The sequence below is a fragment of the Microcystis aeruginosa NIES-2549 genome (genome assembly GCF_000981785.2).
Taxonomy (GTDB): domain Bacteria; phylum Cyanobacteriota; class Cyanobacteriia; order Cyanobacteriales; family Microcystaceae; genus Microcystis; species Microcystis aeruginosa_C.
The window spans coordinates 4,001,836-4,022,601 of record NZ_CP011304.1 but is presented as its reverse complement, the minus strand read 5'-3'; the positions used below and the strand labels follow the sequence as shown (position 1 = coordinate 4,022,601).

At 44.4% G+C, this 20,766-nt stretch carries 24 protein-coding genes; 5 read left to right on the top strand and 19 right to left on the bottom strand.

Annotated features, from left to right (window positions below; all coding sequences use genetic code 11):
• Positions 1-236: 236 nt before the first annotated feature.
• Positions 237-656 carry a GAF domain-containing protein gene (locus tag myaer_RS19760; protein ID WP_046663349.1) on the top strand — a complete coding sequence of 140 codons (420 nt, stop codon included), beginning with the start codon at positions 237-239 and terminating at the stop codon, positions 654-656.
• On the opposite strand, the gene myaer_RS19755 is transcribed toward myaer_RS19760, so the two are convergent.
• Positions 636-1,829, bottom strand: a complete 1,194-nt coding sequence (locus myaer_RS19755) for an NAD(P)/FAD-dependent oxidoreductase (RefSeq protein ID WP_046663348.1) — start codon at positions 1,827-1,829, stop codon at positions 636-638. The genes myaer_RS19760 and myaer_RS19755 overlap by 21 nt on opposite strands.
• A 566-nt stretch (positions 1,830-2,395) precedes the next feature.
• Here myaer_RS19755 and myaer_RS19750 point away from each other — a divergent pair.
• Positions 2,396-2,746 (top strand): hypothetical protein, encoded by a 351-nt coding sequence (locus myaer_RS19750; RefSeq protein ID WP_046663347.1) that lies wholly within the window; start codon positions 2,396-2,398, stop codon positions 2,744-2,746.
• Here the strand turns inward: myaer_RS19750 and myaer_RS19745 are convergent, their stop codons facing one another.
• From myaer_RS19745 to myaer_RS19680, 14 genes are all read right to left on the bottom strand, one after another.
• Positions 2,747-3,316, bottom strand: coding sequence for an ExbD/TolR family protein (locus myaer_RS19745; RefSeq protein WP_002787908.1), 570 nt, complete (start codon positions 3,314-3,316; stop codon positions 2,747-2,749).
• Positions 3,317-3,334: 18 nt separating this feature from the next.
• Entirely contained in the window at positions 3,335-3,973 is a 639-nt protein-coding gene (locus myaer_RS19740; protein ID WP_080949821.1) for a MotA/TolQ/ExbB proton channel family protein, read from the bottom strand.
• Between the two features lie 344 nt (positions 3,974-4,317).
• Complete coding sequence (locus tag myaer_RS19735; RefSeq protein WP_046663344.1) at positions 4,318-5,265, bottom strand: F0F1 ATP synthase subunit gamma; 948 nt, start codon at positions 5,263-5,265, stop codon at positions 4,318-4,320.
• A 195-nt stretch (positions 5,266-5,460) separates the two neighbouring features.
• Positions 5,461-6,969, bottom strand: a complete 1,509-nt coding sequence (gene atpA, locus myaer_RS19730; RefSeq protein ID WP_046663342.1) for a F0F1 ATP synthase subunit alpha — start codon at positions 6,967-6,969, stop codon at positions 5,461-5,463.
• A 68-nt stretch (positions 6,970-7,037) separates the two neighbouring features.
• Positions 7,038-7,586, bottom strand: a complete 549-nt coding sequence (gene atpH / locus myaer_RS19725; protein WP_002763366.1) for an ATP synthase F1 subunit delta — start codon at positions 7,584-7,586, stop codon at positions 7,038-7,040.
• Complete coding sequence (locus tag myaer_RS19720; RefSeq protein ID WP_046663341.1) at positions 7,587-8,129, bottom strand: F0F1 ATP synthase subunit B; 543 nt, start codon at positions 8,127-8,129, stop codon at positions 7,587-7,589.
• 204 nt (positions 8,130-8,333) lie between these two features.
• Positions 8,334-8,765, bottom strand: a complete 432-nt coding sequence (locus myaer_RS19715; RefSeq protein ID WP_002769600.1) for a F0F1 ATP synthase subunit B' — start codon at positions 8,763-8,765, stop codon at positions 8,334-8,336.
• Between the two features lie 230 nt (positions 8,766-8,995).
• A complete protein-coding gene (gene atpE / locus myaer_RS19710; protein ID WP_002740068.1) occupies positions 8,996-9,241 on the bottom strand; it encodes an ATP synthase F0 subunit C in 246 nt (81 codons plus the stop codon).
• A 230-nt stretch (positions 9,242-9,471) separates the two neighbouring features.
• On the bottom strand, positions 9,472-10,221 hold the full coding sequence (gene atpB, locus myaer_RS19705; protein ID WP_002739857.1) for a F0F1 ATP synthase subunit A: 750 nt from the start codon (positions 10,219-10,221) through the stop codon (positions 9,472-9,474).
• Between the two features lie 57 nt (positions 10,222-10,278).
• Complete coding sequence (locus tag myaer_RS19700; protein WP_002784830.1) at positions 10,279-10,641, bottom strand: ATP synthase I; 363 nt, start codon at positions 10,639-10,641, stop codon at positions 10,279-10,281.
• A 511-nt stretch (positions 10,642-11,152) separates the two neighbouring features.
• The gene (locus myaer_RS19695) at positions 11,153-11,941 is read right to left on the bottom strand and encodes an ion transporter (protein ID WP_046663340.1); all 789 of its coding nucleotides are present in this window, start codon (positions 11,939-11,941) and stop codon (positions 11,153-11,155) included.
• Between the two features lie 187 nt (positions 11,942-12,128).
• Positions 12,129-13,046, bottom strand: a complete 918-nt coding sequence (locus tag myaer_RS19690; RefSeq protein ID WP_046663339.1) for an NAD(+) kinase — start codon at positions 13,044-13,046, stop codon at positions 12,129-12,131.
• A 23-nt stretch (positions 13,047-13,069) separates the two neighbouring features.
• Positions 13,070-14,047: an SDR family oxidoreductase gene (locus tag myaer_RS19685; RefSeq protein ID WP_046663337.1), complete on the bottom strand. Its 978-nt coding sequence runs from the start codon at positions 14,045-14,047 to the stop codon at positions 13,070-13,072.
• 61 nt (positions 14,048-14,108) lie between these two features.
• On the bottom strand, positions 14,109-14,999 hold the full coding sequence (locus myaer_RS19680; RefSeq protein WP_046663336.1) for a S66 peptidase family protein: 891 nt from the start codon (positions 14,997-14,999) through the stop codon (positions 14,109-14,111).
• A gap of 58 nt (positions 15,000-15,057) precedes the next feature.
• Between myaer_RS19680 and myaer_RS19675 the strand changes: the two genes are divergently transcribed.
• From myaer_RS19675 to myaer_RS19665, 3 genes are all read left to right on the top strand, one after another.
• Positions 15,058-15,966, top strand: coding sequence for an Rpn family recombination-promoting nuclease/putative transposase (locus myaer_RS19675; RefSeq protein WP_046663335.1), 909 nt, complete (start codon positions 15,058-15,060; stop codon positions 15,964-15,966).
• Between the two features lie 96 nt (positions 15,967-16,062).
• On the top strand, positions 16,063-16,923 hold the full coding sequence (locus myaer_RS19670) for an Rpn family recombination-promoting nuclease/putative transposase (RefSeq protein ID WP_046663333.1): 861 nt from the start codon (positions 16,063-16,065) through the stop codon (positions 16,921-16,923).
• 319 nt (positions 16,924-17,242) lie between these two features.
• Entirely contained in the window at positions 17,243-17,443 is a 201-nt protein-coding gene (locus tag myaer_RS19665) for a hypothetical protein (protein ID WP_046663331.1), read from the top strand.
• A 17-nt stretch (positions 17,444-17,460) separates the two neighbouring features.
• Here the strand turns inward: myaer_RS19665 and myaer_RS19660 are convergent, their stop codons facing one another.
• From myaer_RS19660 to myaer_RS19645, 4 genes are all read right to left on the bottom strand, one after another.
• A complete protein-coding gene (locus myaer_RS19660) occupies positions 17,461-17,919 on the bottom strand; it encodes a cupin domain-containing protein (protein WP_002800061.1) in 459 nt (152 codons plus the stop codon).
• A gap of 48 nt (positions 17,920-17,967) precedes the next feature.
• Complete coding sequence (gene folP / locus myaer_RS19655) at positions 17,968-18,810, bottom strand: dihydropteroate synthase (protein WP_046663329.1); 843 nt, start codon at positions 18,808-18,810, stop codon at positions 17,968-17,970.
• A gap of 352 nt (positions 18,811-19,162) precedes the next feature.
• Entirely contained in the window at positions 19,163-19,960 is a 798-nt protein-coding gene (locus myaer_RS19650; protein WP_046663328.1) for a hypothetical protein, read from the bottom strand.
• Positions 19,961-20,084: 124 nt separating this feature from the next.
• A complete protein-coding gene (locus myaer_RS19645; protein WP_046663326.1) occupies positions 20,085-20,744 on the bottom strand; it encodes a hypothetical protein in 660 nt (219 codons plus the stop codon).
• Positions 20,745-20,766: the final 22 nt, after the last annotated feature.

The following is a 20,766-nucleotide window of genomic DNA, read 5'->3' as shown; positions in this document are numbered from 1 at the left end:
AACAACGCTTTACCAATAAAGCTGAGAGGTAATCCGAACTAGGGAAGTATTCGGAAGTCTGTGCCAGATTGTGTCTCGATGCGGTAGTCTCTACTTGCGTCGCCTAAATTGGTTTAGGCAAACCCCGTCCCTTTTAGGGCGGGGTTAGTGACTTCAGTTCACAAACTATAGACTAAAGTTAATGAATCGCTGTTTTTTTGAGTATAACACTCTATTTCCTCAACCCCTAACCCATTATGGAAAAATTAACTAATCTCGATCGCATTGCTGAAGAAATTTTAGGTTTAATTCCAACAGAAACGGTTATCATTGCCGAATTTGACGGTGATAGTATTTATTATCGGGCGGGTGCGGGTAAAAACACCGGGGCAATTGTGGGCAAAAGGGGTGATATTGCCACGTCGGGATTGTGTACGGTGGTTTACCGGGATAGTTGTCCGGTGGTGGTGGGACAAACTCTCGGAGATAATCGCATCCGTCAGGATATAGCGGTCGCTTTGGGGATAAAAACGGCTTTAGCTGTGCCAATTAGGGTTAATAATCAGTTATTTGGCGCAGTAATGCTTTTAAATCGTCTCGATGGTCAGGAATTGACCGATCGAGATAGTTTGTTAGTGGAGGAATATCTGAACTCGCTACTCAGAAATGAGGGATAGAAGGGGTTGGGTAATCCAGTTGAATGCTACGGCGATTTGATGGTTAAGGGTGGGCAGACGGTAGAGATAGACTAAGCGACGGGTAAGATGGGCAAGGGGACCGGCTAATTCTAGTCCTAAACCGCTAATGGTAGCTTCATCGACTCCGAGGGTCAACATTTCGCCTAAAGGTTGATAACGGAAGGGCAAAGCCGGTTTATCGTGGAAACTCGCCCAAATATTCCAAGCGCAGTAGTCGGACTGTTGAAGGGCGACCTGGGCCGTGGCAGCGTAGGGTTTATCCTCTTGGTCGCGACCATCGGCCGCATCGCCAATCGCGTAGATGCTGGGGTTTTCGACAGTTTGTAAATATTGATTAACTTTTAGTAATTTGCGCTCATTATGTGCTAGTGGCAAATTAGCGATCAGTGGAGAGGCGATCGGACTAACGGTCCAGAGAATTAGATCAACGGGGATATTGTCTATCTGTCCCTTGTAGTCAAGGGAGAGGCGATCCGCTTGGATGTCGGCGACGGTGGTTTCGAGGTCTAACCAAACCAGACGTTTTTCTAGGGCTTTTTTGGCGGTGTCGCGGTTAAATTGGGTTGAAGGGCCAAGTATATCGCTATTTCTTTCGATCAGACGAATTCTTCCCCTTTCTCCGAGACGATCGGCCAGCTTACAGGCTAATTCTACGCCGCTATAACCGCCCCCGATAATGGCGACCCGAATTTTATCGCGATCGGATTGTTCTAGGGTTTTGAGTCGATCCCGAAGACGATAGGCATCCTCTAGACTACGAAAGGGGATAGCGTGGGTTCTGGCCCCGGGTAGGAAGTCAAGGGAAGATTGACCACCGAGGGCGATGACGAGGCGGTCATAGCATATATCGTTTTGATTGTCAAGGGTTATTTTATGATTATTAACATCGATCGCCGTGACGGTTCCCTGTTGGAAGTCAACGGGGGTATTAGCGAGTAATTCGCTGAAAGGGGGAGCAATTTCCCAAGATTGTAGTTCTGAGGTGACTAATTCGTAGAGAAGGGGAGAAAATAAAAAGCGATCGTTTTTATCAATTAAGGTAATTTGGGGGGGGTGTTGATCTTGCCAAGGCAATTGACTCAAACGTAAAGCAGTATAGAGTCCACCAAAACCACCACCGAGAATACAAATTTTTGGGCTTGAGTCAGTCATATTAATCGCTGAAGGTTTTGTTTCTTATTTTGACACTCCCTGCCGTAAAATGGCTCTCTTCTTCTTTGTGTGATCAGTTTAACTGATATAGGAGCGATCAATCTTTGTGTCCTTTGTGCCTTTGTGGTTCGTTCCACTCCCTCGCCAGCAGGACTGTATCTTAGAGTACATTTTACCCACCAAACCTAAGAGAGCCGTAAAATGGACGGGGAACCTTAACCCCAAATTTTCGGTAAAGCAAGGAAAGAAAAATAGTTTTTAATTATCTACCCAGCCAAATCGTCAGCAAAGCCACAATTGTAGCCAGAAAAAGGATATGATTCATCCAATCATCGAAAGACCAATTTTTAAACATAATTTAGTTCCTTAAAATCGAGGCTTACTGCTCAACAGCTTACCTTAATTCCTGATAGAAGTGCTATCGCGGGCAGCCGGTTGACCGGGGCAATATATTAAGATGAGTTAAGGGCAGTAAAGGGATCGTTAAATCAATCATAAATTGTTATAGTCCATCTCTTCTAGAGCCTAGCATAGAGGGGAAACCTCCTTAATTACTAGGTAATTGCATGAATGGACTACAACAACAGATTATCAGTCTTGATCGGAAAGTCGATCACCTACAGGATATTGTCGAAAGCCTCAGCCGGCAAATTGCTATCCTAGCTGGGGATAAATCGAGTCGTTCTCCGCGAGAATCCCTGGAAATGGTCGGTTTTTCCGAGTTATCCGATAATAGTCTCTACGATCATAAAGATATTCTCCGGGATCACGGTGGCAAACAGGCCCCGGCTGTCAGTGGAGAAAATTCTTTTTCCGATGAAATCCAAATTCGCCGATTAACGGCACAATTGACGGCGGCTTACAATCGCATTGCTGCTCTCGAAGAGCAATTACTCACCTATCGCATCCATTCCTAGTTAATTTCTGCCTAGAGGATTGGTTAACCCGGGTAAGGTGGGATTAGTCGGTAAATTGGGCAAAGGATTGCTATTTTCCAGGGTGGGATTGTTAGCCTCCCCCGATAGAGTCGCTAAAGCCACGCGATCGCCGCCTACCTGTCGCAGTAGGTCTAAAACCCCTACCACTTCGTTGTAACTGGCATTACGCGAAGCATTCAGTACCATCAGTCCATTGGGACTATATTGATGATAATTCTTAATCGCCTCGAACAACTGGGCGCGAGTCACCATCTGTTTTTCGACGTAGAGTTGTCCGAAATCATCGAGACTAACCACCAACATTTCCCGCATCGGGGTGGTGGCGGTACTAGCTTTCGGTAAATCGAGGCTGATGGCCTGTTGGCGAGACAATCCCACTGCACCGAGAATAAAGAAGGTGAGAATACAGAAAATTACATCGATCAAGGGAATGATATTAACCTGCACATCCTCTTGAATGCGGTGTTGATCATGCCATAATTTGAGCGGACGAGCCGTAATATGGCTACTTTTTGGCTTTTTGTGGTTAAGAGATTTAGTTTCGGCCATGGGTGATTAGGGAGAGATTTAGCGATCGAGAGGTTTTTCTAGGTTAGCACTGAGGGAATATTGTTGGTCTTCTCCATCTAGCCAACGTTGACGGTAGATAATTTCTAAATCACTGCCAGCCTTGCGAAAAATTCGGGCTTGATTGAACCAAAGTCCCTGAAAAACACGATAGAAAGCGAGGCTAAAAATAGCGACGATTAGTCCGGTAGCGGTGGAAATTAAAGCTTCACTAATACCTAAAGTTACTCCCGCCGTGGAAGACGTTCCCAGGTCACTCAGTTGAATATTAGCCAAAGAGGTAATTAAACCGAGTACCGTTCCTAATAATCCTAACAGGGGAGAAAGGGCGATGACTGCCTCAAGGATTTTATCGCCCCGTTTCATTAGCGATAATTGTTCATCGGCAGCTGACTCGAGGGCGAAGTGAAAAACCTCTGGATCTGGATTTTCTAAGCGAAGAGGTGCATAAAGATAGCTACCGATGGGATGATTACGGGAATCCCGGGCTACTTTAGTCGCTAAATCCCAGTTACGCGTAGCTGATTCCATAATGCGATTTAAAATCTGCCCTTCACTGAGGAGGGTGCGACTCCAAAACCAAATTCGTTCGATAATAGTGCTAAGAGCTAAAATAGACAGAAAAAGCAGCGGCCACATGGCCACTCCGCCTTTTTGGATTAAATCAGTTATACTCACGAGTTGTTTTGTCCCTCCTGGGCGATCGGGTAATGATTATAGTTTAAGGATTATAGTTTAAGATTTAGCTTAATCGATTGACATTTATAGTTCTTCCGCTGACTTAGAATACAGGATGAGATGGGGCTTTTCAAGAGGCCAGAAAATATCAGAAAAGGGATTGCCCTGACTCTATTTGAAGCTAATTCGGGTTTGCCGAAAAAGTTTTTCCTGGGGCAGGGTGTAGGATTTTACGCCAGCTACTATAAAAAAAGGAGTGAAAATAATCACTCCTACTGATAGTCAGAATAAAAACTGGCTTAAACCTAGAGAGCATTGGCTCCCGCTACTACTTCTAACAATTCTTGGGTAATAGCGGCTTGACGAGCTTTGTTGTAGGTACGGCTTAAAGTGCCAATTAACTCGCTGGCGTTATCGCTGGCGTTACTCATCGCCGTCATCCGGGCTGCTAATTCACTCGCTGCCGATTCCTGGAGAGCGCGCAGTAATTGGTTATTTAAGTACAAAGGTAGGAGAGAATCGAGGATTTGGACGGGATTCTGCTCAAAAATCATGTCTTGGGGAAAAACCTGCGCCGGTTGGCTGGCCATTTTTTCCCGTTGTACCTTAAATTTTCCCTCTTTAGTCACTAAACGGAAAATCTCGTCATCCTGTACCGCTAAACCTTGGGTAGTTAAAGGTAACAGGGTTTGAATCACCGGAGTGGAACTGATCAGGGAGATAAAACGAGTATAAATTAACTCGACCCGATCGACTGTTTCCGATAAAAATAAGGAAAGCAATTCATCCCCAATAGTACCAGCTTCATCGGCAGTGGGAATCTGTTCGAGGTTAATAAATTTAGCGGCAATGGGAGCATTGCGGCGCTCGAAATATTGTGCTGCTTTTCGGCCGGCAACAACTAATTGATAGTTAATCCCTTGCTCTTTTAATTCATTCATCCGTTGTTCGGCACGACGGATGACGTTAGTATTATAACCGCCACAAAGACCTCGATCGCCTGTGACTACTAACAGAGCCACGGTTTTTACTTCCCGTTGGGCCAGTAGGGGTAAATTAACATCACTAAAGGCTAAACGACCTTGCAGATTATAGAGTACCTGAGCGAGGGCATCGGCAAAAGGACGGGTACAGAGAACTTGTTCTTGGGCGCGACGCACTTTGGCGGCCGCCACCAGACGCATGGCCTCGGTAATTTTTTTGGTATTTTTGACCGATTGAATTTGGTCGCGAATCGCTTTGAGATTAGGCATAATTCAGTTATCAGTTATCAGTTATCAGTTATCAGTCATCAGTTATCAGTCATCAGATTGGAGTTTTAAGTGAGCAGTATGTGTTAAGTGAGCAGTACTAAATAGCAGTTTCTGGCCATCTTTTCACTGTTTACTGGTCACTGTTTACTGATCACTGATAACTGAAAAGGCTGACAGCTTAAAGCTCACAGAAGTTTACTTGAAAGCCTGTTTGTACTCGTTGATGCCATCTTTGAGCAGGCCTTCCGCTTCGTCGTTGAGTTGTTTTTCAGTGCTGACGATCTCAACGTAGCGAGGTTTGCTGGTTTTCAGGTATTCGCGTAAACCGGCGCAGAAATCGATAACTTTATCGGTGGGGATATCGTCGAGATAACCGTTTAAACCGGCATAAACCACCGCGACCTGTTCCCAAACGGAGAGGGGGAAGTTTTGGGGCTGTTTCAGGATTTGACGCAGACGTTGACCGCGAGCCAGTTGTGATTGGGTGGCCGCATCAAGGTCAGAAGCGAATTGAGCAAAAGCTTCTAATTCGTCAAACTGGGCTAATTCCAGTTTTAATTTACCGGCAACTTTTTTCATTGCCTTCGTTTGGGCCGCCGAACCCACGCGGGATACGGAAATACCAGCGTTAATAGCGGGACGGAAACCAGCGTTAAAGAGGTCGGTGGAGAGGAAGATCTGACCGTCAGTAATCGAAATTACATTGGTGGGAATGTAGGCGGAAACGTCACCGGCTTGGGTTTCGATAATCGGCAGGGCGGTCATGCTACCACCACCGAGGGCATCGCTGAGTTTAGCGGCACGCTCTAGTAAACGGGAGTGGAGATAGAAAACGTCGCCGGGGTAAGCTTCACGACCGGGAGGACGACGCATGAGCAGGGATAGCTGACGATAAGCTTGAGCCTGTTTGGTGAGGTCATCGTAGATAACTAGGGTCGCTTTGCCTTTATACATGAAGTATTCGGCGATCGAAGCTCCGGTGTAGGGGGCGATATACTGGAGGGTGGCGGGGTCGTTAGCGTTAGCGGCCACCACTACGGTGTAATCCATGGCGCCTCTTTGGGTGAGGGTGTCGATTACTTGGGCGACGGTGGAGGCTTTTTGACCGATGGCGACATAGACACAGATCACGTCTTCGCTTTTCTGGTTAATGATCGTGTCAATGGCGATCGCTGTTTTACCAGTTTTTCTGTCACCGATAATTAACTCCCGTTGGCCACGACCGACGGGAATCATGGCATCGATAGCGGTGATGCCGGTTTGCATCGGTTCACAGACGGATTTGCGAGCGACAATACCGGGGGCGGGGGATTCCACCAGACGGGTTTCGCTGGCGAGTATGTCTCCTTTACCGTCGATGGGACGACCGAGGGCATCAACCACGCGGCCGACTAAGGCTTCACCCACGGGAACCTGAGCGATTTTACCGGTAGCTTTCACCGTACCGCCTTCTTTAATCCCGAAACCGTCACCCATTAACACCGCACCGACGTTATCTTCTTCGAGGTTAAGGGCGATGCCGACGGTTCCATCTTCAAATTCTAATAGTTCTCCCGACATGGCCTGTTGTAGGCCGTAGATGCGGGCAGTACCGTCACCTACTTGTAGGACGGTTCCCACGTTGGAGACCTGTACTTCTTGGTTATAGGATTCGATCTGTTGACGAATAATCGTGCTAATTTCGTCGGGTCTGATAGCTACCATAGTTTAATCTGGGAAAAAGTAAAAAATTAGAAGGTGAAAAAACGGCAAAAAAGGGAGATTCGATGACCTTAGCGCAGGGAGAGGCTGAGGCGTTGTAGTTGACCGCGAATGCTGGCATCAAAGACCTGAGAACCGACTTTGATCACCACACCACCGATCAGGCTGCCATCAACTTTGGTTTTCAGTTCGACCACGTTCGCCCCGGTCAGGGTTTTTACTTTGTCGATGACGATTTGTTTTTGGCTATCGTTCAATTCGGTGGCCGAGGAAACTTCCGCTAAAACGGTGTTAGTCAGCACTCTGGCCAAGGTGAGATATTGTTGACAAACGGGTTCTAAAAATTGAATCCGACGTTTATCGACCAATAACATCATGAAGTTAGTTAAATAGGGATTGGCACTGCTCCCCATTACTTGGGAAAGAACGGCTTTTTTAGCTTCTTCTTTGATCACGGGATTGCCGATAAAAGCTCTTAGATCGGGGGCATTTTCCAACAATTCTAAGAGGGATTTTATTTCGCCGCCGATCGCTTCTAATTGTCCGCTGCTTTGGGCGACGGAAAGTAATGCTTGGGCGTAGGGTTCGGCGATTTCTGAACTGATTAAACTTCCCTGCATCTATTTACCTCCTAGGTTCGCCAAACTGCGATCAATTAGGGTTTGTTGTACCGATTCTTCCAGGCCGGCGCTTAACTGGGATTCCACGTTAGCTAAGGCTAAAGCGGTAATTCTTTGGCGTAATTCTACTAAAACGCGATCCTGTTCCGCCGAGAGATCTTTAGCGGCACTTTCGCGCATTCTTTGAATATCGAGATCGGCTTGGGCGGAGATGTCGGCGGCGACGGTTTTAGCTCTAGTTCGAGAGTTATCGATAATTTTTTCCGCCTCTTGTTTTGCCAGGGCGAGTTTTTTCTGTTCTTCGGCGAGGGCGGTAGCGGCAATATTTTTCCGGTTTTCTGCTTCGGCTAAAGCTTCAGCAATCTTCGACTGACGTTCTCCGAGGATTTGTCCGAGAACTTTGCGGCCGTAGAAGATGACTAAACCGAGCAGAATCGAGAGGTTAAATAGGTTAGTTCCTAAGATATCGGTGTTGATGCCGAATCCCTCTGCTGCCGCTTCCTTCGCCTCCGTGGCTAATAATAAAACTGTGTCGATGATCATGATTATTGAGGGCGGGGAGTAGGTTGTTCAGTTATCAGTTATCAGTTATCAGTTATCAGTTATCAGTCTTCTAACTTGAAAGTGGGAAGTGGGAAGTAGGTACTACTTTCATGCTTGGCGGTGCCAACTTTGGCATCGGGACTAACTCCTGACGACTGAGTTCTATCTTTTTACTGATCACTGTTATTAACCAATGGCTGGGGTTTAGCGAACGAGTTCGGGGCCGAGGAGTTTTTCGAGAATTTGACGGGAAAGAGAGGCCACTTGTCCTTCTAGAGAACGAAAGGCTTCTTCTTTCTGTTGGGCAATTTCGGCGGCGACGGCTTCCTTACGGGCGATCGCTTCTTTTTGGGCTGCGGCAACTCGTTCGCTGGCTAGTTTTTGGGCTTCAGCTTGCGCTTGGGCGATAATCTCTTGGGATTGTTTACGAGCCGAACTTAATTGTAATTCGTACTCTTGTACCAGTGCTTCGGTTTTGGCTAGTTGTTCTTTGGCTCCGCCTTCCGTTTGCCGAATATACTCCGCCCGTTCATCTAAAACTTTACTGAGGGGTTTATAAAAAACGGCGTTCAGGATCACTGCCAAAAGAATAAACTGTAGTGCCATCACTGGCAGGGTGGCATCGAAATCAAACATTGATTTATTCCTGATAAATAGAAGCTATAGACAGGTTCAAAAAAGGAAGACGATCCCCCTGATTTAACGATGAACAGTCAGGGGGGATCAGCAAAATTCCCTTAATTAGCTATCAGCCTTCTGTCCCAAAAACCAGACTTTTTAGTTAGCTGCTTCGGCGTTTTTTGAGAGTTTTGAAAACTCCGCTGCCAAGCTGGGGACTGGGGGCTGATAACCGACTGCTTTTTTAATTAGGCGAAGGGGTTAGCGAACAGTAAAACGAGAGCGATAACCAAGCCGTAGATGGTTAAGGATTCCATGAATGCCAAGCTGAGGAGAAGGGTACCACGAATTCTTCCTTCAGCTTCGGGTTGACGGGCGATACCGGAAACAGCTTCTCCAGAAGCGGTACCTTGACCAACACCGGGGCCGATAGCGGCTAAACCAACGGCGAGGGCGGCGGCGATAACGGAAGCGGCAGCTACTGTGGGGTTCATGGTGATTTTTTCCTCTATTTACTAATCAATTTCAATCTGTTGTTTACAGAGCGCGTTCTCAGCCGTAAAAAATAGCTGGTTTTCTGCTCAAAACTCCCGAAAGAGTTTTTGGGAAAGAACGATCCTAGAATTCAGTTGCTCATACTGAATTCGACCAATAATTTCTTAGTTATTATCCTATTATTTGGACACTTTTCCCTAAGAAATTTTTCTGTTTTCGTCCCTCGCTTTTAAGCGTGTTCTTCTTCGTGTTCCGATTCCAGGGCCTCATGGATATAGGCCCCGGCAAGGGTGGCGAAGACAAGGGCCTGGATAGCGCTGGTAAATAAACCGAGAGCCATCAGGGGTAGGGGTACGACTAGGGGGACGAGGAAGACTAATACGGCTACTACCAACTCGTCCGCGAGGATGTTTCCGAAAAGACGGAAGCTGAGGGAGAGGGGTTTGGTAAAGTCTTCTAAAATTTTGATCGGTAATAGCACGGGAATCGGCTCTAGGTAGTGAGCGAAGTAACCGAGTCCTTTTTTACTGATGCCTGCGTAGAAGTAAGCGAGGGAAGTCAGTAGGGCTAACGCCACCGTGGTATTGATGTCGTTAGTGGGGGCGGCTAATTCTCCTTCGGGCAGTTCGATTAACTTCCAAGGAATCAAAGCCCCTAACCAGTTAGAAACGAAAATAAATAAAAATAGGGTGCCGATGAAGGGCAACCAGGGTCGATATTCCTTTTCTCCTAGCTGGTTTTTGGCTAAATCGCGCAGAAATTCCAGAACGTACTCCATGAGGTTTTGAATACCGCTAGGGACTTTCTGGATTTTGCGGGTAGCGGCGATCGAGGCGATGATTAAGATAGCGAAGACGATCCAGGAGACCGCGATCACTTGCCCGTGAATTTTTAGTCCGCCGATGTGCCAGTACCAGTGTTGTCCCACTTCCAGAGAAGCGAGGCTATAAAAATTAAGCACACTTAAACTGTCTAACATTTCTACCTTAGAGAGATTCGGGTTCGCAAATCAGGGTTATTTTAACGGTCAAAGGGTTTAGGAATCGCCTTTCTGCTCCAGCTTGAAGATGGTTTGCAGGGTATAGACGATGATCGCCCCTTTATAGGTCAAAAACCCCAAAAAAACTGGCACTATGTGCAGTTCTTGCCAACGACTGGCGATGATGATTAATCCGGCGAATAGGGCTAATCCTTTTTTGCCCACGCGATTTTTCGTTACCCCCAATTTTTCCACTTCCCCGGCGAGGAGTTTTAGGTAAACAACTCCCACCATTGCCCCTAATAGGTAATTAAGGGCGGTATTGAGGGAATAAAACAGCCACACGGGTATAAAGATCAGACCGCTTAAGATCAGGGTGGTGATCAATAAGGTGTTTTGTAGTTGATAGTATTCCCGCATCGGATCTGACGGCGGGTTTGTTTCTGGGGTTGGGGGAGATTCGATCGATGGGTCAGACAAGGTACACCTAAATCAGCGATAGACTAATCTCAATATCTGGATTGCTTTCCGAGCTATGACGCTCAGGTGAGCCACAACACATATTATCACGGCAGTGGCAACAATTATTAAGCAATTGTAAATTGTCATGATTCCCACCGCTCTCAGCCATCAGCCTTGAATCAGTTATCAGTGGCTCTCTTGGGGTTATAGTGATGAGCAGCTCTTATCGAAGAAAGGGCGTGGGCTATAGGTCCCTACCAATCACACAGGTGCAATGTAGGGGCGTAACGTGGTCAGTGAGTTTATCGAACTGCTTGCGCCCATAATGTAACAATGTGAACATTTTTCAGCCAATATCCAAGAGAGCCTTTTCAGTTCACTGATTACTGATTACTGTTTACTGGACGGCTACGCCGTGCCTTTGGCAACACCGAAAAGCTCCCCGCTCCCCATTTCGCCAGAATTAGTCTCAATCAGGTTTTTTTAAGAGTTTTGCGCCACAGTTTTTACAAAAGTTGGCATCTATATCGTGACGGGGTAAACCACAATCTGGACAAGGATAATCAATTTGAGTGCCAGATTTTAATGTTTGTTTGGTCAGATCGCTAATTTGCAAGGGAATTAACAAAACTCCCGTTAAAATCATTAAAACTGTCACCATTTTGCCCCCATCAGAAAGGGGAGTCACATCCCCAAATCCCACGGTAGTCATAGTCACAACGGCAAAGTAAAAAGCATCAAAAAATGTTCGATAGACTTGGGGATTAATTGGGTGTTCGATCTGATAAATTAAACCAGCATAAACAAAAATAATCGAGAATAGAGTTAGTAATATGCGAGTAAATACTATCTGATCGGAAGTTTTAATTTGAAAAATAGAAAGATCGGAACCAAAAAAACGAATCACTCGCAAAATTCTAAACCAGCGAAAAATTCTAAAAAATCTAATATCAAAAAAACCAAAAAATAGAGGCAGAATTGACAATAAATCTAGGATGGAAAAAATGTTAAAAACAAAGCCTAGTTTTGATTCCGCACACCAAAACCGAATTAAATACTCTAGGGAAAATAAGCTTAAAATTCCCCAATCAAGCTGACGTAACCACATTTGCCAAGTGGCGGATAAGGGATAGGTTTGAGCCACATAAATCGCCAAAGAGAGTAAAATTAATGCCAAGATAAGCAGATTTACCGTCAGTCCGATCGCCGTGGTGACATCCTCTAAATAAAAAGCTATCTTGGCACGAAAAGAGAGCATAATACTAAATACGCTGAGTATAGGCTATTTATGAGGACAGGCAAGAGGCAAGAGGCAAAAGGAGGAATAAATAATCAGTCTTTAATAACTGGATTTAGTATAAATTCAGCTATCAGTAAACAGTAACCAGTAATCAGTGAACTGAAAAATCCCATCTGATAACTGATAACTGATAACTGATAACTGATTAAGGTAATTCCACCGAAGTTGGTTTAGCAATATGAGGCAAACCCCAGCCCAATTTTTCCCGGAGGATGCGGAAGAATTCCGTCGATTGCAGACGAATAAAATGGACTTGGTGGGGCGATTTCTGCACATTAATTCGATCTTCTGGCAAGATATAAGAACCGCCATTACCGTCCACTACCATCACCATCCGGTTAGCAGTTGCTGGAAAAATATTCACAGTTTCCTTGTCAGAAAATACCAAGGATCTGGAAGCTAAAGAATGGGGACAAATGGGGGCTAATTGTAATACTGGCACATCGGGAGTTATTACCGGGCCACCGGCGCTGAGAGCATAGGCAGTAGAACCAGTAGGAGTGGAGAGAATCACCCCATCGGCAGCGATATCGACGGGTGCGTGTTCACCAATTTGAATCTCAAAATGACACATACTGGTGAGGGGTTCCCGGTGGACGACCACCTCATTGAGAGAAAGTGCCTCCCAGAGGAGGGTATCTTCGCGAAACAGTCGCACCGTGATCATCGAGCGATTTTCGATGGTGTAATTCCCCTCTAAAACCTGCTCTAAGGCGGGTTCAAGCTGATTTAGGTAAATTTCGGTCAAAAAACCCATGTGTCCCGTATTGACCGTTAACAGGGGCAAATTGAGGGTGGCCAATTGCCGGGCCGCCGATAGGACTGTACCATCGCCCCCCAAAACGATCGCAAAACTTAAATCCTGATCGAAGTGGGGGGGGACTAACTGATCGATCGGGGTAAAACAAACCGGACGAGAGGGTTTAGAATGGCCTAGTAGGCCACCGCTGCCGGTAGCCATAAACACCTGCCAACCTAAGGAAAGTAGCTGATCTTGTATCTGATGGGCTGTTTTACAAGCGATAGGCTTAATATCGTTGTAAATAATGCCGATTTTGGGCATTGACAAATTTTCCTACTGCTGAATCACGCTTTCTTTTTGAAAGGAGTTTTCTTCTTCTTCTGAGCTTTTTGTTTCTCGAAGTCGATTTCCTTGAGCTTCTTGAGAATGCGGCTAAAGTATTCTTGTAAATAGGATTCTAAAGTAGTTGTTTGACTCGGATCAAGGCCAAATACTTGATAAACTTCTTTCATTGGAGCATCAAGGGCTTGACCACTAGCGAGAACCTCCGCAAAAGCTAGTCGGTCAGATATATTATAGGTCCATTGGAAACAATGGGTTATTCCTCGCATAAAACGCAGTAATCCCATGGGTAAACGCCAAATTTTCCCCTCTTTACCCGATAGGCGCTCGCAAACTTCGATAATTTCTTCAGCTTTCCAAGCTTTGCTGCCGACCACGGGATAGGATTGACCGACGGTTTCGGGGACTTCTAGGGCGCGAACGGCGAATTTAGCGATATCTTGGGTGTCCATATAGGCGATCGCTGTACTTTCCCCCGTGATCCAGACGGTTTGATTATCTAACATCGGGATGGCGTATTGACCGATTAAACCCTGCATAAAGCCACAGGGACGGAGAATTGTATATTTTAAGCCCGATTCTGCTAGAAATTTCTCCGTACAGCGTTTTATCTCCATTAAAGGCACGTTGGGATATTTTTCGGCATTGAGAATCGAAAAGAAAATAAAGCGATCGACTCCGGCAGTTTTGGCCGCTTGAATCAGATTAACTTTACCATCCCAATCCACCTGTTTAATGCTGGCCGAGTCCGTCGCCCGGGCCGTAGCGGCATCGATTACCGCATCCATTCCCTCTAAAGCGGTAATAATGGTACTCTTATCCCGTAGGGTTCCCCCGACTAATTCCGCGCCCCATTCCTTCAAAAAAGCCGCTTTTCTCTGACTGCGTACCAAACAACGCACTTGATGTCCCTGATCGATGGCATGACGCACGATCTGTCGCCCTAGGGTTCCCGTCGCACCGACAACTAATACTTTCATCTATAATTAATTTTTTGTTACATTTGTTAACACTTCTCTAAGATAGTATCAAAAAAGTGGATCATTCTGGATAGAAAAATTCTAAGATTCCCCGATCCCCGTCCAGTTCTACCATTGTTCCCACCGGTAAAGCGGCATTATCGCCATCATGACCGAAAGGTAACTCAGCAATAACCGCAATACCCAAATCGCTCAAACGCTCTTTTAAGACTTCCTCTACGGTTTGACTATCACTGCCGGGGGCTGCCAAACAACGGCTAAAACGACCGAGAGCAATGCCTTTAATTTGGGAGAAAATGCCCAGCATTCGCCACTGAGTTAACATTCGATCAATTCGGTAGGGGGCCTCGGTTACGTCCTCTAGGGCTAAAATTACCCCCTCTAAGGTGGGTTGAACCGAGGTTCCGAGGAGATGGGTGGCTACGGTTAAATTAGCCGGTAATAAGCGTCCCCGCACTTTGCCACCACCCCAACCTTGACCGACAAAAGGGGCTAAAGGACGACCTTCTAGGAGAGAAAAGAGGCGATCGATTGATTGGGGACTTTCTTGGGCTAAGGTGGTTAAAACTGGCCCGTGAACGCTACAGATGCCCTGTTTCGCTAAACTCCATAAAATCCCCGTCACGTCGGAAAAACCGATTAACCATTTGGGGTTAGTTTTTGCCCATGTCCAATTTTCTAAGAGGCGAGCGCTACCGTAACCCCCCCTAGCGCAGAGAATTGCTTGACAATCGGGATCTTGCCATGCTTGGGCTAAAGCTTGACGACGTTGCTCGTCGCTACCGGCGAGATAACCGAGACGATTCGACCAATTCTCGCTAAATTCCACTTGATAACCCCTCGATCGCCAGATTTCTACGCCTTTTTCTAGGGCGGCTAATTCCTTGACGGCTCCACTGGTGGCCACCAGAGAAACTTTAGCACCGGGTTGCAGAAACGATGGGATGATCATAGGTTAGTTCTCTTTTGTTGGCGGATTAAGCTGAAATTACAGGCAATTTTGTGACAGCATGAAAACTGACAGCATATTCTATCGAATGTTTCTCGATTTTCCCGATTCGTTCTTTGAATTAATCGCTCAACCCGATGCTATCGTTAGCAATTATCGATTTACTTCCCAAGAAGTCAAACAACTAGCTTTTCGATTGGATGGTTTATTTTTGCCGCTCGATAATCTGGAAAATTTGCCCTTTTATCTGGTAGAAGTGCAGTTTCAAAAGGATGAAGACCTATATTATCGATTATTTTCGGAACTTTTCTTGTATCTTAGACAGTATAAACCTTTGTCACCCTGGCAGATAGTTGTTATTTATCCTAGTCGAGAAATTGAGCGAGAACATCCCCAGCAATTTGCAGATTTGTTATCCTTGGACAGGATTAAAAGAATCTATCTGGATGAAGTGGCCAATGATGAGACTCCTTCCTTAGCGATCGCCATGATCAAATTGGTTACGGAAAGTGAGAGTCAAGCTGTTAATTCTGCTAAGATTTTAATTAAACAGGCTCAAAGAGAAGTGAGCGATCGCTTAGTACAGAAAAATGTCATTGATTTAATCGAAACGATCATCATTTATAAGTTACCCAAAAAAAGTCGAGAGGAAATTGAAGCTATGTTAGAACTACAAGACCTAAAACAAACTCGTTTCTATCAAGAAGCTTTTGGAGATGGTATTCAACAGGGAATTGAACAGGGAATTGAACAGGGAATTGAACGGGGAATTGAACAGGGAATTGAACAGGGAATTGAACAGGGAATTGAACAGGGAATTGAACAGGGAATTGAACAGGGAATAAACTTGCAAAAATTGAAAACAATTCCTCTACTGCAAGAAGTCGGTTTAACCCCGCAACAAATCTCGGAACGCTTAGACTTGACTCTGGAAACAGTGCTTAACTATTTGGCACAACAGCAACAATAATCAAACCTGTTTCAACAATCTAGAAAAGCAGCAATTTCTAAGTAGTTGGCAAATTAATAGTAGTAAATCAGTGACCTTTAAGCTATCAGCGATGACATGAAAACTGACAGCATATTCTATCGAATGTTTCTCGATTTTCCCGATTCGTTCTTTGAATTAATCGAACGACCCGATGCTATCGTTAGCAATTATCGATTTACTTCCCAAGAAGTCAAACAACTAGCTTTTCGATTGGATGGTTTATTTTTGCCGCTCGATAATCTGGAAAATTTGCCTTTTTATCTGGTAGAAGTGCAGTTTCAAAAGGATGAAGACCTATATTATCGATTATTTTCAGAACTTTTCTTGTATCTTAGACAGTATAAACCTTTGTCACCGTGGCAGATAGTTGTTATTTATCCTAGCCGAGAAATTGAGCGAGAACATCCCCAGCAATTTGCAGATTTGTTATCCTTGGCCAGGATTAAAAGAATCTATCTGGATGAATTGCCAAATGACGAGACTCCTTCCTTAGCGATCGCGCTGATCAAATTGGTTACGGAAAGTGAGAGTCAAGCTGTTAATTCTGCTAAGATTTTAATTAAACAGGCTCAAAGAGAAGTGAGCGATCGCTTAGTACAGAAAAATGTCATTGATTTAATCGAAACGATCATCATTTATAAGTTACCCCAAAAAAGTCGAGAGGAAATTGAAGCTATGTTAGAACTACAAGACCTAAAACAAACTCGTTTCTATCAAGAAGCTTTTGAAGATGGAATTGAACAGGGAATTGAACAGGGAATTGAACAGGGAATTGAACAGGGAATTGAACAGGGAATTGAACAGGGAATAAACTTGCAAAAATTGAAAACAATTCCTCTGATGCAAGACCTCGGTTTAACCCCGCAACAAATCTCGGAACGCTTAGACTTGACTCTGGAAACAGTGCTTAACTATTTGGCACAACAGCAACAATAATCAAACCTGTTTCAACAATCTAGAAAAGCAGTAATTGCTAAGTAGAATGGATAGTAGTGAATCAGTGACCTTTAAGCTATCAGGGATAACTCGATGAATAACGACTTATTGACTTTCTTCTTTTGTGTTGCTTTTCTCATTCTCTATCTAGTTTTTTCAGCTTTAACCGAGATGGGAACAAAATGGCCTTGGACAAAAAAATAAGAGAAATACTTAATCGATGTGAGTAAACATAACACAGGCTAAGGGATTCGGTCATTGGAAAAATTCTAGAGATTTGCTATCTAAAAAATTAACTCGATCGCTCTACTGATAAAATATGAAACTAATTGCTGATATTTCCCCGAGCTTGGATTTATTCTTGTTGCTTTTTTTCTGGCATTGTCTCATCGGTGGCCTTGCTACAGTCATCGCTATCAATAAAGGCTATCCAAGATTAAATTGGCTAATCTTCGGACTTCTGGGAGGAACCTTTACCTTTTTTATCGCTCTTTTCCTGAAAAAAAAGCCCAAAATTTAAGGGATAATATGGCTTGACTATCCTTTAATAGTTCCCATCAACACCTCTAAATCTTCTGCGTCTAACTCCTCTGGGATACCATTGCGAATTAATTCCGAAAAATCCTCATTGGGAACCATAAAACATAGTGCATAAAGTCTTCCGTCTCCCACATTTCTAATCTCGTGAATACCCGTGGGACGGACTAATAAACTATCCCCTGGACCTAGGGGAATCGGTTTACCATCACAGATAGCCATTCCCTCCCCTTTGAGGATAAAAAACATTTCTACGGCAAAATGATGACGATGGGTAGGGGTGCAACCGTGAGGATCGAAAATTTCCACACAGACGGTCAAGGAATCCCCCGCTACGGTAGAATCGAAGACGATCGCTAAACGATTCGTATCCCCAGCGCTAATGCGAAAAACTTGATAATCCCGGGGAGATCGAATCACGGGTAACATACAATGATCGCTGGTTAGTTGGCTATTCATCGCTAATTTCGATCGAACTGTGGATGATTCTAAGACTAGCAAAAATTTTCAACTTCGCTCGATTGCGTCCACCACTTTACTCACATCTACGATCGCGGCCACATCATGGACGCGCAGGATATCGGCCCCCTTAGCGATCGCTATAGCACAGGCCGCCGCCGTTCCGAAAACTCGTTCTTTTGGGTCATCTTTGCCTGTAATCTCGCCGATAAAGCGTTTTCTCGACAATCCAATTAAAATAGGTAAACCTAAATCCCGAAATTGCCCTAATTCTCGCAATAACTCAAGATTTTGTGTCCCGGTTTTGGCGAAACCAATCCCCGGATCGATGATAATATTTTCCCTAGCAACACCCCACTGTAAAGCTTCCTTAACGCGATTCTGTAAAAATTCTTTAATTTCCTTGACTAAATCATCATAATGTGTTAAGGATTGCATCGTTTGCGGATTGCCCCGCAGGTGCATGAGGATGATGGGAACAGCCAATTTAGCCACCGTGGGCAATAATAGGCGATCGAAGGTTCCCCCAGAAATATCATTGATCAAATCGGCCCCGGCGGCGATACCTTCGGCCGCGACGATCGCCCTAGTGGTATCGAGAGAGATAGGAATAGAACTTTGTTGTCGAATAGCGGTGATGACGGGGATAACTCGCGATAATTCTGCTTCTAGGCTAATTTCTTCGGCTCCCGGACGGCTGGATTGACCACCGATATCGATTATATCAGCCCCGGCCTCGATCATTTTCATCGCCTGTAGCAGGGCATTTTCAACATTGTCAAATTCTCCCCCATCACTAAAACTATCGGGAGTAACATTCAAAACACCCATGATATAGGTGCGTTTTCCCCAAGCAAAAATATGTTCACGAATTGCCGTTAAATTAGACATAATACTAAATCCTGTTGTAAAAATCAAAAATTGTTGTTAGGGTTAGAAGTCAGGAGTCAGGAGAATTAAGAATGAATAATAATCAATTAAATGGTCTATAGCGTTTCCTGTTCGCACGAGGTACATTATCGATGTTGAAAAGTTTAATCAGCAAAGGTTTAAGTGTGCCGCACAGATGCGAGAACCGCTATATTTACATATTTTATGCAATTTAATCATTATTTTTGCCGTTTTTGAACCCTCAAAAATTAATTACGCAAGAACTCTACACTAAATCCTGTAACTGATCACTGATCACTGATCACTGATAACTGATAACTGATAACTGATAACTGATAACTGATAACCATAGTTAATTTTTAGGTAGGGAAGAATCTTTTAATTCAAAATAAGCTTGTACCTCTTCTTTCCAGAGTTGATATTTTTCTTGAATTAGTTGATATTGACTGGCAAAATCGAGGTTACAATTAATGAGATTGCTATCGATATCGGATTGCACTAATTCCCGTTCGATCAGAGTTTCTCGGATAAATTTTAAACATTCTTGTCTCAAAGTTTCCGCTTGATCAATAATTAGCTGGACTTGATTAATTGCTCGATCATACAATGGGGTTTGTGAATGAAAAATTTCCGAAGATGCGGCCAGATTTCGCAGTCTATGTAATTGATTTCTCTTTTCCACTAAACTGGCAATTTTGGGGTTAATTTCAAAAAGTAAGGTTTTCACCAGAGGAGCCAAGCGGCGAGTATTAGTATAATCGTAGTTATCAAGGTCTGATTTAATCAGGTGTACCTGTTGTAAATCGACGGTAATATCGTGGAATTGGATCTCGGTTTCGGTGATGGTAGGATGAATCGTTTTAACTTTCCAAGTAGTAACAGAAGTCAATTGCTGGTGATCACTATTAACCATTTGCTGCTCCATTTTCAGCACATCGAGGGGAATGCTATAAAGTTTTTTCTCAGGAATATAGATGACATCGCTACCGAGAATGCGATCAATTTTAGGACGACGATATAAATAATGATACAGGAATCGATAAAAGCTTTTACTGCCTTGAAATATCTGGACAAATAACCAAATTTTCCAGCTGAATAACCCGCTGAGAAAGCGTCCGAATAAATGGGAATTCGAGGAGGAGTTATTCATGAAATTCCGTTATCATTTATCAGTAGTGATCGGTAAATAGTAAACAGTAATCAGGGATAAAGATAACTAACTAATTAACTTAAAACTTACATCTGATAACTGATAACTGATAACTGATAACTGATTAAGGACGTTCTCCGGGTAGATTTTTTAACGATGTTGGTTTCGATCTTACCTGTTGACGACCGTTGCGGATAACTTGTAACATTTGCCCTAATTGTCCCTCGAGATCTTCTAAAACCGCTTCGGCATAGTTGTCAGCGCCTTTTTGAATTTCATGACATTCAACTTGGGTTTTTTGTCGTAACTGTTGCACTTCCTGCACGGCGCTGTGACGCATCTGTTCGATTTCATCGAGGGTTTGTTGTTGCAAGGATTCGCACTCCTGCTGAACCCGTTGACGAATTTGGGCCGCTTGCCGTTCTGCTTGTTGAATAATACCGGACTCATCGAGAATTTGGGCGGCTCTTTGTTGAGCGGAACGAAGGACTTGTTGAGCGTATTCTTCCGCTTTAGTGATAATTTCCTGTTCTTCCTGCAAAATTGCTAAAGCTTTCTGTACTGCCGGTGGCACGGTTTCATAGATGAGATCGATCTGTTCGGATATCTGTCCCTCATCGATCATTGTCCAACGGGTGAGGGGGATATGGAAACTATCAAAAATCATCTCTTGCAGACGCGCCAAATCCTGATAGATATCGAAATCGACGGGTGGACTGGGAACCCCACTATTAGAAGTGTTAGGTACTGCTTTTCTGCGATCATTAGGTTCTCGGCGCGCCATAGGTTCAGATCGTCCTCATTAC

Excerpts from the sequence above, each read along its gene's own strand:
- myaer_RS19760 (WP_046663349.1), top strand. The coding sequence starts at position 237 with ATGGAAAAATTAACTAATCTCGATCGCATTGCTGAAGAAATTTTAGGT.
- myaer_RS19755 (WP_046663348.1), bottom strand. The coding sequence starts at position 1,829 with ATGACTGACTCAAGCCCAAAAATTTGTATTCTCGGTGGTGGTTTTGGT.
- myaer_RS19750 (WP_046663347.1), top strand. The coding sequence starts at position 2,396 with ATGAATGGACTACAACAACAGATTATCAGTCTTGATCGGAAAGTCGAT.
- myaer_RS19745 (WP_002787908.1), bottom strand. The coding sequence starts at position 3,316 with ATGGCCGAAACTAAATCTCTTAACCACAAAAAGCCAAAAAGTAGCCAT.
- myaer_RS19740 (WP_080949821.1), bottom strand. The coding sequence starts at position 3,973 with ATGTGGCCGCTGCTTTTTCTGTCTATTTTAGCTCTTAGCACTATTATC.
- myaer_RS19735 (WP_046663344.1), bottom strand. The coding sequence starts at position 5,265 with ATGCCTAATCTCAAAGCGATTCGCGACCAAATTCAATCGGTCAAAAAT.
- atpA (WP_046663342.1), bottom strand. The coding sequence starts at position 6,969 with ATGGTAGCTATCAGACCCGACGAAATTAGCACGATTATTCGTCAACAG.
- atpH (WP_002763366.1), bottom strand. The coding sequence starts at position 7,586 with ATGCAGGGAAGTTTAATCAGTTCAGAAATCGCCGAACCCTACGCCCAA.
- myaer_RS19720 (WP_046663341.1), bottom strand. The coding sequence starts at position 8,129 with ATGATCATCGACACAGTTTTATTATTAGCCACGGAGGCGAAGGAAGCG.
- myaer_RS19715 (WP_002769600.1), bottom strand. The coding sequence starts at position 8,765 with ATGTTTGATTTCGATGCCACCCTGCCAGTGATGGCACTACAGTTTATT.
- atpE (WP_002740068.1), bottom strand. The coding sequence starts at position 9,241 with ATGAACCCCACAGTAGCTGCCGCTTCCGTTATCGCCGCCGCCCTCGCC.
- atpB (WP_002739857.1), bottom strand. The coding sequence starts at position 10,221 with ATGTTAGACAGTTTAAGTGTGCTTAATTTTTATAGCCTCGCTTCTCTG.
- myaer_RS19700 (WP_002784830.1), bottom strand. The coding sequence starts at position 10,641 with ATGCGGGAATACTATCAACTACAAAACACCTTATTGATCACCACCCTG.
- myaer_RS19695 (WP_046663340.1), bottom strand. The coding sequence starts at position 11,941 with ATGCTCTCTTTTCGTGCCAAGATAGCTTTTTATTTAGAGGATGTCACC.
- myaer_RS19690 (WP_046663339.1), bottom strand. The coding sequence starts at position 13,046 with ATGCCCAAAATCGGCATTATTTACAACGATATTAAGCCTATCGCTTGT.
- myaer_RS19685 (WP_046663337.1), bottom strand. The coding sequence starts at position 14,047 with ATGAAAGTATTAGTTGTCGGTGCGACGGGAACCCTAGGGCGACAGATC.
- myaer_RS19680 (WP_046663336.1), bottom strand. The coding sequence starts at position 14,999 with ATGATCATCCCATCGTTTCTGCAACCCGGTGCTAAAGTTTCTCTGGTG.
- myaer_RS19675 (WP_046663335.1), top strand. The coding sequence starts at position 15,058 with ATGAAAACTGACAGCATATTCTATCGAATGTTTCTCGATTTTCCCGAT.
- myaer_RS19670 (WP_046663333.1), top strand. The coding sequence starts at position 16,063 with ATGAAAACTGACAGCATATTCTATCGAATGTTTCTCGATTTTCCCGAT.
- myaer_RS19665 (WP_046663331.1), top strand. The coding sequence starts at position 17,243 with ATGAAACTAATTGCTGATATTTCCCCGAGCTTGGATTTATTCTTGTTG.
- myaer_RS19660 (WP_002800061.1), bottom strand. The coding sequence starts at position 17,919 with ATGAATAGCCAACTAACCAGCGATCATTGTATGTTACCCGTGATTCGA.
- folP (WP_046663329.1), bottom strand. The coding sequence starts at position 18,810 with ATGTCTAATTTAACGGCAATTCGTGAACATATTTTTGCTTGGGGAAAA.
- myaer_RS19650 (WP_046663328.1), bottom strand. The coding sequence starts at position 19,960 with ATGAATAACTCCTCCTCGAATTCCCATTTATTCGGACGCTTTCTCAGC.
- myaer_RS19645 (WP_046663326.1), bottom strand. The coding sequence starts at position 20,744 with ATGGCGCGCCGAGAACCTAATGATCGCAGAAAAGCAGTACCTAACACT.